Raw genomic sequence first — 12,601 nt, forward strand, 5'->3', positions numbered from 1 at the left:
CTCCGCGATGGCAAGGAGTCGGTCCGCTGTCTCCCGAGGCCGCCGCCGCACGGACCACCTTCGCGGAGATCCCGATATCGCGCACGCCGTTGCTACCTGTTCACCGAGGCTCGAAGTGACCCAGGGAGGATTCGCCGACGACGTCGCGGTCGCGGCCAAGCTGGATGACTGCGAAACGGTGCCTATCCTCACCGACGGTGCTTTCACCCAAGCCGGCTGACGCCGAACGACCGTGATCGAACGTGCCCGTTGGCCGAGCATCCGGCTCTCCGCAACGTAGGCACGGACGATCCCGTACGAAACGTCGACCGCGCCGTACTCACTGACCAGCCGGTCGAAGATGAGCAATGCTCAGGACTTGTGGATCGGCGTGACGGAAGGAGGCGCACCTTCCCGATGGATTGATCGATAGGTCATCGAGCAAGGCCGACATTGCAGCGTCGGTCGGGAAGCACGCCCGTGCTTACGGTAGTCAACGGGGAGGGCAGCACATCAAGCGGCAGCTCGCTGCTGGACGAGATCGTCCGCGAGGGCGCGAGGCGGATGCCGGCCGCAGCGCTGGAGGCCGAGGTCAACGCCTACAGCGCCGAGTTGACCGAACAACGGGACGAAAACGGGCGGCGTCTGGTGGTGCGCAACGGCTACCACCGGCCCAGGCCGATCACCACCGCAGCCGGACTGGCCATGGTCTTCAAGCTTGTCGAGTCCGCCCAGGACCGCCGGCGGGCTGTGAACGCCCCCACCTCGTCGCCCTCGTCCGCGCCGGAGCCCGCTTCGAAGGCGGCCACCTCGTCCAAGCCGTGTGCCGGCCCTACGCCCCGCCGCGCCCGCCACCGCGCCCCCACACCGCCCGCGGCCCGGTCACCCGCGCCCCCAGCGCCTGGACCCGCTCCCGCAGCCCGCGGTCCGCGGTGACCACCAGGCAGTCCCGCCCGCCGCCTTCCTGTGCCACCAGCTCCACGATCCGGTCGTCGCCGCTGCCGCCCGCGGACACCACGCGTACGCCCTCGACGGATGTCACCCCGCGCGCCGCGCCCTCCACCACGAGGACCATCTCCAGGGGCGGCGCGAGCAGCCCCGGCAGCCCGTCCGCGGCGTACCCGGGCAGCGCGTCGCGCAGCCGCTCCGCCGCACCGTGCCGGTCCCGCCACCAGCCGTCGGGCACCGAGCCGACGACATTCGCGCCATCGACAATGACCAAGGAATCCATGCCGCAACCCTCCCACGCCGGGGCACCACCGCCCGCGCCCCGGATGCACGAATGCGCGGGCCGGCTCCGCCGAGCCGGCCCGCGCATTCCGCAATCAGCTGCGCCCTTACGCGGGCACGCTCGCCACGCCCGGGGCCAGGAACTTCTTGCCGGTCACCCGCTCGGAGACACCTTCACGGTCCAGGTACGGCGTGATGCCGCCCAGGTGGAAGGGCCAGCCGGCGCCGGTGATCAGGCACAGGTCGATGTCCTGGGCCTCGGCGACGACACCCTCGTCGAGCATGAGCCCGATCTCCTGGGCCACGGCGTCCAGCACGCGGTCGCGGACCTGGTCCTCGGTCAGCACCGAGTCGCCCTGCTTGAGGAGGGCGGCGACCTCGGGGTCCAGCTCCGGCTTGCCGGAGTCGTAGACGTAGAAGCCGCGCTTGCCGGCCTCGACGACGGCCTTGAGGTTCGGCGAGACCTTGAAGCGGTCCGGGAAGGCGCCGTTCAGCGTCTCCGACACATGCAGACCGATGGCCGGGCCGACCAGCTCCAGCAGCACCAGCGGCGACATCGGCAGACCGAGCGGCTCGACGGCCTTCTCGGCGACCTCGACCGAGGTGCCCTCGTCGATGACGTTCTGGATCTCGCCCATGAAGCGGGTCAGGATCCGGTTCACGACGAACGCCGGGGCGTCCTTGACGAGAACGGCGGTCTTCTTCAGCTTCTTGGCGACACCGAAGGCCGTGGCCAGCGACGCGTCGTCGGTCTTCTCGCCGCGCACGATCTCGAGCAGCGGCAGGATCGCGACCGGGTTGAAGAAGTGGAAGCCGACGACCCGCTCGGGGTGCTTCAGCTTCGAGGCCATCTCGCTGACGGACAGCGAGGAGGTGTTGGTGGCGAGGATCGCGTGCGCCGGGGCGACCGCCTCGACCTCCGCGAACACCTGCTGCTTGACGCCGATCTCCTCGAAGACCGCCTCGATGATGAAGTCGGCGTCGGCGAAGCCCTCGGCCTTGTCGAGGACACCGGAGACCAGGGCCTTGAGGCGGTTGGCCTTGTCCTGGTTGATACGGCCCTTGCCGAGCAGCTTGTCGATCTCGGCGTGGACGTAACCGACGCCCTTGTCGACGCGCTCCTGGTCGATGTCGGTGAGGACCACCGGCACCTCCAGGCGGCGCAGGAAGAGCAGCGCGAGCTGCGAGGCCATCAGGCCCGCACCCACGACGCCGACCTTCGTGACCGGGCGCGCCAGGCTCTTGTCGGGCGCACCGGCGGGGCGCTTGCCACGCTTCTGCACCAGGTTGAACGAGTAGATGCCGGCGCGCAGTTCGCCACCCATGATCAGGTCGGCGAGGGCCTGGTCCTCGGCGTCGAAGCCCGCCTGGAGGTCACCGCTCTTGGCGGCGGCGATGATGTCGAGCGCGCGGTAGGCGGCCGGGGCGGCGCCGTGCACCTTGCCGTCGGCGATGGCCGTGCCACGCGCCACGGCCTGGTCCCAGGCCTCGCCACGGTCGATCGCGGGACGCTCGACGGCCACCTCGCCCTTGAGGACGTTGGCCGTCCAGATCAGCGACTGCTCCAGGAAGTCCGCGCCCTCGAAGATCGCGTCGGCGATCCCGAGCTCGAAGACCTGCGAGCCCTTGAGCTGCTTGTTCTGGTTGAGCGAGTTCTCGATGATGACCGAGACCGCACGGTCCGCGCCGATCAGGTTCGGCAGCAGCGCACAGCCGCCCCAGCCCGGGACGAGACCGAGGAAGACCTCGGGCAGCGAGAAGGCCGGCAGCGCCTTGGAGACGGTCCGGTAGGAGCAGTGCAGACCGACCTCGACGCCACCGCCCATCGCCGCACCGTTGTAGTACGCGAAGGTCGGCACGGCGAGCGCGGACAGCCGCTTGAAGACCTCGTGGCCGCCCTTGCCGATGGCCAGCGCGTCCTCGTGCTTCTTCAGCAGCTCGACGCCCTTGAGGTCGGCGCCGACGGCGAAGATGAACGGCTTGCCGGTGAGGCCGACGCCGACGATGTCGCCGTCCGCGGCCTCCTTCTCGACCTGGTCGATCGCCAGGTTGAGGTTCGCCAGCGACGCCGGGCCGAAGGTGGTCGGCTTGGTGTGGTCGAAGCCGTTGTCCAGCGTGATGAGGGCGAACCTGCCCGCGCCGAACGGCAGATCGAGGTGGCGTACGTGCGCCTGGGTGACGACCTCGTCCGGGAACAGCTCGGCCGCACCCTTCAGAAGCTCGGCGGTGGTGGTGCTCACTTGTTGCCTCCGTCGAAGTTCGGGTTCTCCCAGATGACCGTCGCGCCCATGCCGAAGCCGACGCACATCGTGGTCAGGCCGTAGCGGACCTGCGGCTGCTCCTCGAACTGGCGGGCCAGCTGCGTCATCAGACGGACGCCGGAGGAGGCCAGCGGGTGGCCGAAGGCGATGGCGCCGCCGTACTGGTTGACGCGCTCGTCGTCGTCGGCGATGCCGTAGTGGTCGAGGAAGGCGAGCACCTGGACGGCGAAGGCCTCGTTGATCTCGAAGAGGTTGATGTCCTCGATCGACAGACCGGCCTTGGCGAGGGCCTTCTCGGTCGCCGGGATCGGGCCGTAGCCCATGACCTCGGGCTCGACGCCCGCGAAGGCGTACGAGACGAGGCGCATCTTCACCGGGAGGTTGTGCTCGCGGGCGAAGTCCTCGGAGGCGATGATCGAGGCCGTGGCGCCGTCGTTGAGACCGGCGGCGTTACCGGCCGTGACGCGGCCGTGCGTACGGAACGGCGTCTTGAGCCCGGCGAGGTTCTCCAGGGTCGTCCCCGGCCGCATCGGCTCGTCGGCGGTGACCAGACCCCAACCGGTCTCACCGACCTCGGAGTTGGTGTTCCGCACGGAGATCGGGACGAGATCCTGCTGGATCTTCCCGTTCGCGTACGCCTTCGCCGCCTTCTCCTGCGAGCGCACGGCGTACTCGTCGGCGCGCTGCTTGGTGATGTGCGGGTAGCGGTCGTGGAGGTTCTCCGCGGTCATGCCCATGAACAGGGCGGACTCGTCGACGAGCTTCTCGCTCACGAACCGCGGGTTGGGGTCGACGCCCTCACCCATGGGGTGCCGGCCCATGTGCTCGACACCGCCCGCGATGACGGCGTCGTACGCGCCGAAGGCGATGGAGCCGGCGGTGGCCGTCACGGCGGTCAGTGCACCGGCGCACATGCGGTCGATGGAGTAGCCGGGCACGGACTGCGGGAGGCCCGCGAGGATGCCGGCGGTACGGCCCAGGGTCAGACCCTGGTCGCCGATCTGGGTGGTGGCGGCGATGGCGACTTCGTCGATCTTCGCGGGGTCCAGGGCCGGGTTGCGGCGCAGCAGCTCCCGGATGGCCTTCACGACGAGATCGTCGGCGCGGGTCTCGTGGTAGATGCCCTTCGGGCCCGCCTTGCCGAACGGGGTGCGGACGCCGTCGACGAAGACGACGTCCCTAGCGGTACGAGGCACGTTGGCTCTCCTCCAGGTGCGGGATGGCACTGCTGCGGGGCGCCCCCCAGGGACGCTTCACACCCACATGCTACTTACGGGTAACCAGGCTGCACACCCCCACCGCCCGGAGCGGTGAAGGTCACACCGGACAGATGTGTGGCGGATGCGGCCCGAATGCGCGGACTGCCGGGTGATTGCGCCGTGAGTGGCGGATGCGGCTGATCGAAAAGGGCCAAATACCGCCGGGTCTTGGCGTATTTCATCCGATCCCACACTTAAAGTGCCCGTATGGACACGAAAAGGAGTGGTGTGGTGACAGGGAGTAGCCGACCGTCGGGGCCGCATACGATCCGCCTCGTCTGCGCCGTCGCCGCCGCGGGCGCGCTGCTGACGGGCTGCGGGAGCGACAGCGCGGGCAGCACCGCGCAGCCCGAGAAGAACGCGGTCCCCTCGCGAGCGGTACCCGCCTCGGCGCCCGCCTCCCCGAGCGCCGGGCTCACCATGGACCAGATCAAGCGGAAGGCGCTGATCCCCGCGGCCAAGGTGGGCTACGAGCAGGCGCTGCGCGCGGCGGTCGCGGCGGCCCCCAAAGTCGCGGCGGCCCCCAAATCGGAGCCGATCGCCGCCGAGCTCAAGGGAACGCCCACCAGCCCGTACTGGGAAACCGCGGTCGCGGCATCCGACGGGACGGTGCACTCCGTGCGCGTCGACGCGGTCTCCGGCAGGGTGACCCAGTCGTTCACCGAATCGGACGACGCCTACGACAAGAAGCGGCTGGCCGCCCGGCTGGCCAAGGCCACCGTCACCGCCCAGCAGGCCGCGCAGACGGCCACCGAGAAGACGAAGGGCACCGTCAGCTCCCTGGAGCTCGGTGACGCCGACAACGGCAACGACAAGGTGGCGTGGTCCGTGGACGTCGTGACCACCGACGACTGGTACAAGACCACCTACGAGATCGACGCGACCAACCGCAAGGTTCTGCACATGGACGTCGACAGGGACTGAGGTCCGGTCCGTGAACCCCGGGACGCGAACCCCGGGCCGGTGTTCCCGGCCCGGGGTTCATGGCGTCAGTCGGCGTCCGTCAGCAGCGCCTCGGTGAGGATCGGCGCGACCTGCTCGATCTGCCAGGGGCGGGCGCCGTGGCTCACCAGAACCTCGGCGACCGTTTCCCGCGTCGGCAGGGCCGGCGGCTCCCAGCACAGCCGGCGCACGGTGTCCGGGGTGATCAAGTTCTCCTGCGGGAGGTTCAGGCGTTCGGCCAGTGCGGTGACCGCGGCGCGGGCGGCCGACAGCCGGGCGGCCGCGACCGGGTCCTTGTCGGCCCAGGAACGGGGCGGCGGCGGGCCGTTGAGCGGCTGGCCGGGCTGTGGGAGGTCGCTCTCCGGCAGCGCGCGGGCGCGGTCGACGGCGGCCTGCCACTGCTCCAGCTGCCGGCGGCCCATGCGGTGCCCGAAGCCGGGCAGCCCCGCCAGCGCGTGGCTGTTCGGCGGCAGATTCAGCGCCGCCTCCACGATCGCGGTGTCCCCGAGCACCTTGCCGGGGGAGACATCGCGCCGCTGGGCGACCTGGTCGCGGGCCGTCCACAGCTCCCGTACGACGGCCATCTGGCGGCGCCTGCGGACCTTGTGCATACCGGACGTACGGCGCCAGGGGTCCTTGCGGGGCGGCGGCGGGGGAGCGGCGGCGATCGCCGCGAACTCCTGATGGGCCCACTCCAGCTTGCCCTGCTGCGTCAGCTCCTCCTCCAGCGCATCGCGCAGATCCACCAGCAGCTCGACATCGAGCGCGGCGTAGCGCAGCCAGGGCTCGGGCAGCGGGCGGGTGGACCAGTCGACGGCGGAGTGGCCCTTCTCCAGGGCGAAGCCGAGGACGTTCTCGACCATGGCGCCCAGGCCGACCCGGGCGAAGCCGGCCAGCCGTCCGGCCAGCTCGGTGTCGAACAGCCGGGTGGGGACCATTCCTATGTCGCGCAGACACGGCAGGTCCTGGGTGGCGGCGTGCAGCACCCACTCGGCGTCGCCGATCGCCTCGCCCAGTGCCGACAGGTCGGGGCAGCCGACCGGGTCGATCAGCGCGCTGCCGGCGCCCTCACGGCGCAGCTGTACGAGGTAGGCGCGCTGGCCGTAGCGGTAGCCGGAGGCCCGCTCGGCGTCGACAGCCACCGGGCCCGTACCGGCCGCGAAGGCCGCCACTACCTCGGCGAGCGCCTCGTCCGTGGCGGTCACCGGAGGGATGCCCTCACGGGGCTCCAGGAGAGGGACCGGCGCCGGTCGGGAATCCGGAGGCGAGTCTCCGGGTGCTCGCAGTGTCGTGTCTGCTGCGGTCTTTTGGGCGTCGGTCACCAGTCAAGGGTATCTGTGTATGCACGTCGCCCGTCGAGGGAACGTTCCCTCGACGGGCGAGTGGGTCGTGCCAGGGGTCAGTGGATGATGCCGGTGCGCAGCGCGACCGCCACCATTCCGGCCCGGTCACCGGTGCCGAGTTTGCGGGCGATCCGGGCGAGATGGCTTTTCACGGTGAGCGCCGAAAGCCCCATCGAGACGCCGATGGCCTTGTTCGACTGGCCCTCCGCCACCAGCCGCAACACCTCGACCTCACGTCCCGACAGCTCGCGGTAACCACCGGGGTGCCCGGGGGCGCCCGGCGGACGGCGCTGCATACGGGCAGCGTTGGCACCGATGGGCGAGGCGCCGGGGCGCCCGGGAAGGCCCAGGTTGGTGCGGGTTCCGGTGACGACATAGCCCTTGACGCCGCCGGCCAGGGCGTTGCGTACGGCGCCGATGTCGTCGGCCGCGGACAGCGCGAGGCCGTTGGGCCAACCCGCCGCCCGGGTCTCGGACAGAAGCGTGAGGCCGGAGCCGTCGGGAAGGTGGACGTCGGCAACGCAGATGTCGCGCGGGTTGCCGACGCGGGGACGGGCCTCCGCGATGGACGACGCCTCGATCACGTCACGCACTCCGAGGGCCCACAGATGGCGGGTGACGGTGGAGCGGACGCGAGGGTCGGCCACGACGACCATGGCCGTCGGCTTGTTCGGGCGGTAGGCGACCAGGCTCGAAGGTTGCTCGAGGAGAACAGACACCGGGCCTCCTGGGGGGAGTGGCGGGGACGGAAGCCGACTTGGGAGAGCCGGAATGATCCGTGTTTGAAGGGTCACTGACCTCTTCGGCAGCAATCCGGCAGGACTTTAGACTTTGATCACGATTTAGTTAGGGGCAATTCGGGCAAATCGGATGCATGATCGATCAGAGGTGAGCACCTAGTGCATACCGAGGTGATCAGAGCCGTACGCGATCCCGCACGGACCTCTCCATCGGTTGACGGCAGCGTGATCACTGCGGTAGCGCGCGAAAAATCAGCGGTACCCGCGGTGCACGAACGTGATCATTGCGGCCGGGCCGCGCGCCCGACGTACGGTCGGCGGGGCTCAGCGGGGCTGCGCACCGCGGCGCTGCGGCAGCGGTACGACCCCGCCGCGCGGCGCCATGTCGAGCGTGGCCGGCGGCAGGCCCGCCACCTGGCACAGCAGATCGCACCACGCTGACAGATGCGCCGCCAGATCCGGCACCCCGCCAGGACCCTCGGCAGGCGTCCAGGACGCCCGGATCTCGATCTGCGTAGCCGGCTCCCGTGCGGCCAGCCCGCCGAAGTAGTACGACCCGGCCCGGGTCACCGTGCCGCTCGGCGCGCCGTAACGCACCCCGCGCGCATCCAGCGCCCCTGTGAGCCACGACCAGGACACCTCCGGCAGCAGCGGATCGGCGCCCATCTCCGGCTCCAGCTCCGCCCGTGCCAGCGTCACCACACGGAAGGTGCCCTGCCAGGCGTCGTCGCCGGCCGGATTGTGCAGCAGCACCAGCCGCCCGTCCGCCAGATCCCGGTCCTCGCCGCCGGGTGCCGAGGCGCGCTCGACGACCGCCGCCTCCAGCGCGTACGCGAAGGGGGCGAGCCGTTTCGGCGCGGGCGTCGGGTCGATCTCGATCTCCGGCCGCAGTCGTGCCGCGCGGAGCGCCTCGACCGCCTGACGGAAGGGGATCGGGGCCTCGTCCGCGCTGTCCGCGAGGTGTTCGTGAGCCGCAGCCATGCCCGGAAGATTAGGCGGAACCGGCCCCGCATACGGGGAGGACACCCGGTGCGCGCGTCGCCCATTCGGAGGCGCCCGGGGAGTGTCGTCCGCGCGCATGCGAAGATTTGGGGCGTGAGCGCCAACGACCTTCCCCAAACTCCCCGCTCCGATCGAGCAGCGGCAAGCCCTCTTGAGGGCCGGCAGCGGACCGGTACGCACGACTCGGCCTTCCTCAAGGCCTGCCGCCGTGAGCCGGTGCCGCACACGCCGGTGTGGTTCATGCGCCAGGCCGGGCGCTCACTGCCCGAGTACCGCAAGGTCCGTGAGGGCATCGCGATGCTCGACTCCTGCATGCGGCCCGAGCTGGTCACCGAGATCACGCTCCAGCCCGTGCGCCGCCACAACGTCGACGCCGCCATCTACTTCAGCGACATCGTCGTCCCGCTCAAGGCCATCGGTATCGACCTCGACATCAAGCCCGGCATCGGCCCGGTCGTCGAGAACCCGATCCGCACCCGCGCCGACCTGGAGCAGCTGCGCGCCCTGGAGCCCGGCGATGTCTCCTACGTCACCGAGGCCATCGGCCTGCTCGTCCGCGAGCTGGGCAGCACCCCCCTCATCGGCTTCGCCGGCGCGCCCTTCACGCTCGCCAGCTACCTCGTCGAGGGCGGCCCGTCGCGCAACCACGAGCGCACCAAGGCCCTCATGTACGGCGACCCGCAGCTGTGGGCCGACCTCCTGGACCGCCTCGCCGACATCACCGCGGCCTTCCTCAAGGTCCAGATCGAGGCCGGGGTCGGCGCGGTCCAGCTCTTCGACTCCTGGGTCGGCGCGCTCTCGCCCGCCGACTACCGCCGCTCCGTGATGCCGGCCTCCACCAAGGTCTTCCAGGCCGTCGAGGGCCTTGGCGTCCCGCGTATCCACTTCGGCGTCGGCACCGGCGAACTCCTCGGCCTGATGGGCGAGGCGGGCGCCGATGTCGTCGGCGTCGACTGGCGGGTCCCGCTGGACGAGGCGGCCCGCCGCGTCGGCCCCGGCAAGGCCCTCCAGGGCAACATCGACCCGGCCGTGCTCTTCGCCCCCCGTGAGGCCGTGGAGACCAAGGCCGCCGAGGTGCTCGACGCGGCCGCCGGCCTGGAAGGCCACATCTTCAACCTCGGCCACGGCGTACTGCCGAACACGGACCCGGACGCGCTGACCCGCCTCGTCGAGTACGTCCACACCCGTACGGCGCGCTGAGCGGAACTGCTCCCCACCCGTGGGGCGTCGTGCAGGTCATGCACGCCACCCCCGCCGCCCCGATAGCGGATCTCGCCGCCACCTGGGAAGAGATCCGCGCCGAGTACTACGCAGGCCACGACACGGATGCCGTCCTGGCCTGCGCCCACGCGCTCGCCGCCGACCCCGGCGGCGAGCGCGCCTGGCTGTGGACCCTCGGTCTGCTGATGACGGCCGACTACGTCGCCCTGCAGCCCGTCTCCGACGGCACCGCGGCAACGGTCCTCGACGCGCTGCGCGCCACCGACCGGACGCTGCGCCGGCGCCCCTGCACGCATGAGACACACCCCTACGAGGGCGATCTCGACGACGAGCTGGAGTGCCTCGTCTCCTACCTCCCGCTGCTGGGCAACGGCACACCGTCCGGGGAGGACACGGACTGGACCGCCCTCGCGGTGGGATCCAAGGAGGAGTGGCGCTGCCCGCGCAATGTCGCCGGGTACGCCCGGGTGGCCGTCGACATCCTCGCCCCGGGAACCACCGACGGCATCCCGGCCCGGCTGTCCACCGCCGACCAGGAGGAGATCCAGGATCTGGCCGCCGTCCTGCGCGATTGTCCGACGTCCGGGGTCAGCGTGTCCTGGACGCTGTCCCACTACGGCGCCGCCCTCGCGGCGGCGAGGGCGGACGCCGAGCGGGCCGGACTGGTCGTCATCGTCAGCGCGCTGTCCTGGTACGCGGCCGCCGGCCTGGTCACGTCTCCGGGGCCGATCGACGACCTGATCGCGGGGCTGGCCTCCGTACCGGCCGCGGCCCGTGAAGCACGCTGCGCCCACGGCGAGTTGGGGCACCCCGTCCTCGGCAACGACCCGGAGGACGTCGTCACGGCCGGGATGCGCCTGAAGAGTCCCGGCGGCCGGCGGCTGCACGAGGAGCGGCGCGCGGCATCCGGGACCGGCGCTCCGCTGGACGCCTGGCTGTGCCCGGTGTTCCTCGCGGGGCTGGCCCGCGAGTCACTGGACCGGCTGCGGGCGGCCCGCGCGCTGCAGTTCGGCCCGCTCCGGGGCGGCCGGTAGGCGGGTCAGCTCCCCGCGGCCCGTACCGCCCCGGTCGCCTTGCGGGCGGCCACCAGAACGGGATCCCAGACCGGCGAGAACGGCGGCGCATAGCCGAGGTCGAGGGCCGTCATCTGCTCCACCGTCATACCGGCCGTGAGAGCGACCGCCGCGATGTCCACCCGCTTGCCGGCACCCTCGCGGCCGACGATCTGCACCCCGAGCAGCCGGCCCGTACGGCGCTCGGCGAGCATCTTGACGTGCATCGGGCTGGCACCGGGGTAGTAGCCGGCGCGGTTGGTGGCCTCCACGGTCACCGTGACGAACCGCAGGCCGGCGGCGTGCGCCTGGCGTTCCAGCAGCCCGGTACGGGCGATCTCCAGATCGCAGACCTTGCTGACGGCCGTGCCGACGACCCCGGGGAAGGTCGCATAGCCGCCGCCCACGTTGGTGCCGATGATCTGACCGTGCTTGTTGGCGTGGGTGCCCAGGGCGATATGGCGGGTGTGCCCGGAGACCAGATCGAGGACCTCGACACAGTCGCCGCCCGCCCAGATGTGGTCATGGCCGCGTACCCGCATCGCGAGGTCGGTGAGCAGCCCGCCGGACTCGCCCAGCGGCAGCCCGGCCGCGGCGGCGAGCGTGGTCTCCGGGCGTACGCCCAGGCCCAGCACCACCACATCCGCCGGATACTCGGCGTCCTCGGTGGTGACCGCGCGGGCCCGCCCTCCCCCAAGCTCTCGGCTTCTCCCCCAAGTTCTCGACTTCGCTCGAACAGGGGGGACCCCCATGAGCAGGGAGGTACCCCCATCATCGGTCAGCACGCCGGTGACAGTCGCCCCGAGCACCGTCTCGATGCCCATCTTGCACATCGCCTCATGGACCAGCGCGCCCATGTCCGGGTCGAGGGTCGACATCGGCTGTGCGCTCTGCTCCAGGACGGTGACCTGGTAACCGCGGCGGATCAGCGCCTCGGCCATCTCCACACCGATGTAGCCCGCGCCGACCACCACCGCCCGCCGGCCCGGGGACGCCGCGAGGGTGTCCAGCAGGGCCTGGCCGTCGTCGAGGGTCTGCACGCCGTGCACTCCGGGCGCGTCGATTCCCGGCAGCGGGGGGCGCCGCGGCCGTGCGCCGGTCGCCAGCACCAGCTTGTCGAAGCCGGTCCACGACTCCCGGCCGCCGTTGTCCAGCTCCCGGGTACGCACCCGGCCGCGGTCCAGGTCGAGTTCGGTGACCTCGGTACGCATCCGCAGATCGATGTCCCGGGCGCGGTGCTCCTCGGCCGTACGGGCGATCAGCGCGTCCGGCCCCTCGACCCGGCCGCCCACCCAGTACGGGATGCCGCAGGCGGAGTAGGACGTGAAATGGCCGCGCTCGAACGCGGTGATCGCCAGCTCGTCGGGCTTTCGCAGCCGACGCGCCTGCGAAGCCGCGGACATCCCCGCCGCGTCGCCACCGACGATCACCAGCCGCTCCGTCGCCGCCATGCCGTACCCCTTCGTCGTGTCCGTAGGGCGCCGAGCCGCTTCCCGTACGGTCCGCTCGCCACCCTTCGCTACGTTACGGCCCGTTAGGCGGCATCCCGGGGTCCACGGTCCGCTCCCGTGG

The 12,601-nt window shown here is 71.2% G+C and carries 10 protein-coding genes and 2 pseudogenes; 5 read left to right on the forward strand and 7 right to left on the reverse strand.

From position 1 onward, the window contains the following. Positions 1–459: 459 nt before the first annotated feature. Together KI385_RS33850 and KI385_RS44695 are read left to right on the forward strand one after the other, a co-directional pair. Positions 460–690 (forward strand): annotated as a pseudogene (locus tag KI385_RS33850) (IS256 family transposase); the annotation flags it as partial. Then, positions 670–797, forward strand: a pseudogene (locus KI385_RS44695) (IS256 family transposase); the annotation flags it as partial. The pseudogenes KI385_RS33850 and KI385_RS44695, both read left to right, overlap by 21 nt. A 14-nt stretch (positions 798–811) precedes the next feature. On the opposite strand, the gene KI385_RS33855 reads toward KI385_RS44695, so the two are convergent. The 3 genes from KI385_RS33855 to KI385_RS33865 all read right to left on the reverse strand — a co-directional run bounded on the left by KI385_RS33855 (position 812) and on the right by KI385_RS33865 (position 4,666). After that, on the reverse strand, positions 812–1,210 hold the full coding sequence (locus tag KI385_RS33855) for a PIN domain-containing protein (protein WP_238575864.1): 399 nt from the start codon (positions 1,208–1,210) through the stop codon (positions 812–814). A gap of 106 nt (positions 1,211–1,316) precedes the next feature. Next, the gene (locus KI385_RS33860) at positions 1,317–3,449 is read right to left on the reverse strand and encodes a 3-hydroxyacyl-CoA dehydrogenase NAD-binding domain-containing protein (protein WP_238575865.1); all 2,133 of its coding nucleotides are present in this window, start codon (positions 3,447–3,449) and stop codon (positions 1,317–1,319) included. Continuing rightward, positions 3,446–4,666 carry a thiolase family protein gene (locus tag KI385_RS33865; protein ID WP_238575866.1) on the reverse strand — a complete coding sequence of 407 codons (1,221 nt, stop codon included), beginning with the start codon at positions 4,664–4,666 and terminating at the stop codon, positions 3,446–3,448. The genes KI385_RS33860 and KI385_RS33865 overlap by 4 nt, the downstream gene beginning before the upstream one ends. A gap of 294 nt (positions 4,667–4,960) precedes the next feature. Between KI385_RS33865 and KI385_RS33870 the strand changes: the two genes are divergently transcribed. Further along, complete coding sequence (locus KI385_RS33870) at positions 4,961–5,653, forward strand: PepSY domain-containing protein (protein WP_238575867.1); 693 nt, start codon at positions 4,961–4,963, stop codon at positions 5,651–5,653. A 65-nt stretch (positions 5,654–5,718) separates the two neighbouring features. Here the strand turns inward: KI385_RS33870 and KI385_RS33875 are convergent, their stop codons facing one another. The 3 genes from KI385_RS33875 to KI385_RS33885 all read right to left on the reverse strand — a co-directional run bounded on the left by KI385_RS33875 (position 5,719) and on the right by KI385_RS33885 (position 8,735). Continuing rightward, complete coding sequence (locus tag KI385_RS33875; protein ID WP_238575868.1) at positions 5,719–6,993, reverse strand: ribonuclease D; 1,275 nt, start codon at positions 6,991–6,993, stop codon at positions 5,719–5,721. Between the two features lie 77 nt (positions 6,994–7,070). Next, positions 7,071–7,733: a response regulator transcription factor gene (locus tag KI385_RS33880; protein WP_018088879.1), complete on the reverse strand. Its 663-nt coding sequence runs from the start codon at positions 7,731–7,733 to the stop codon at positions 7,071–7,073. Positions 7,734–8,078: 345 nt separating this feature from the next. Then, on the reverse strand, positions 8,079–8,735 hold the full coding sequence (locus KI385_RS33885) for a DUF3000 domain-containing protein (RefSeq protein WP_238575869.1): 657 nt from the start codon (positions 8,733–8,735) through the stop codon (positions 8,079–8,081). Between the two features lie 114 nt (positions 8,736–8,849). Between KI385_RS33885 and hemE the strand changes: the two genes are divergently transcribed. Both hemE and KI385_RS33895 read left to right on the forward strand, forming a co-directional pair. Beyond that, complete coding sequence (gene hemE / locus KI385_RS33890; protein ID WP_238575870.1) at positions 8,850–9,956, forward strand: uroporphyrinogen decarboxylase; 1,107 nt, start codon at positions 8,850–8,852, stop codon at positions 9,954–9,956. Positions 9,957–9,994: 38 nt separating this feature from the next. After that, on the forward strand, positions 9,995–11,011 hold the full coding sequence (locus KI385_RS33895; RefSeq protein ID WP_238575871.1) for a hypothetical protein: 1,017 nt from the start codon (positions 9,995–9,997) through the stop codon (positions 11,009–11,011). A gap of 5 nt (positions 11,012–11,016) precedes the next feature. Here the strand turns inward: KI385_RS33895 and KI385_RS33900 are convergent, their stop codons facing one another. Then, positions 11,017–12,480 carry an FAD-dependent oxidoreductase gene (locus KI385_RS33900; RefSeq protein WP_238575872.1) on the reverse strand — a complete coding sequence of 488 codons (1,464 nt, stop codon included), beginning with the start codon at positions 12,478–12,480 and terminating at the stop codon, positions 11,017–11,019. Positions 12,481–12,601 lie beyond the last annotated feature (121 nt).

This window comes from Streptomyces inhibens (genome assembly GCF_022221585.1).
In the GTDB taxonomy this organism is placed as follows: Bacteria; Actinomycetota; Actinomycetes; order Streptomycetales; family Streptomycetaceae; genus Streptomyces; species Streptomyces inhibens.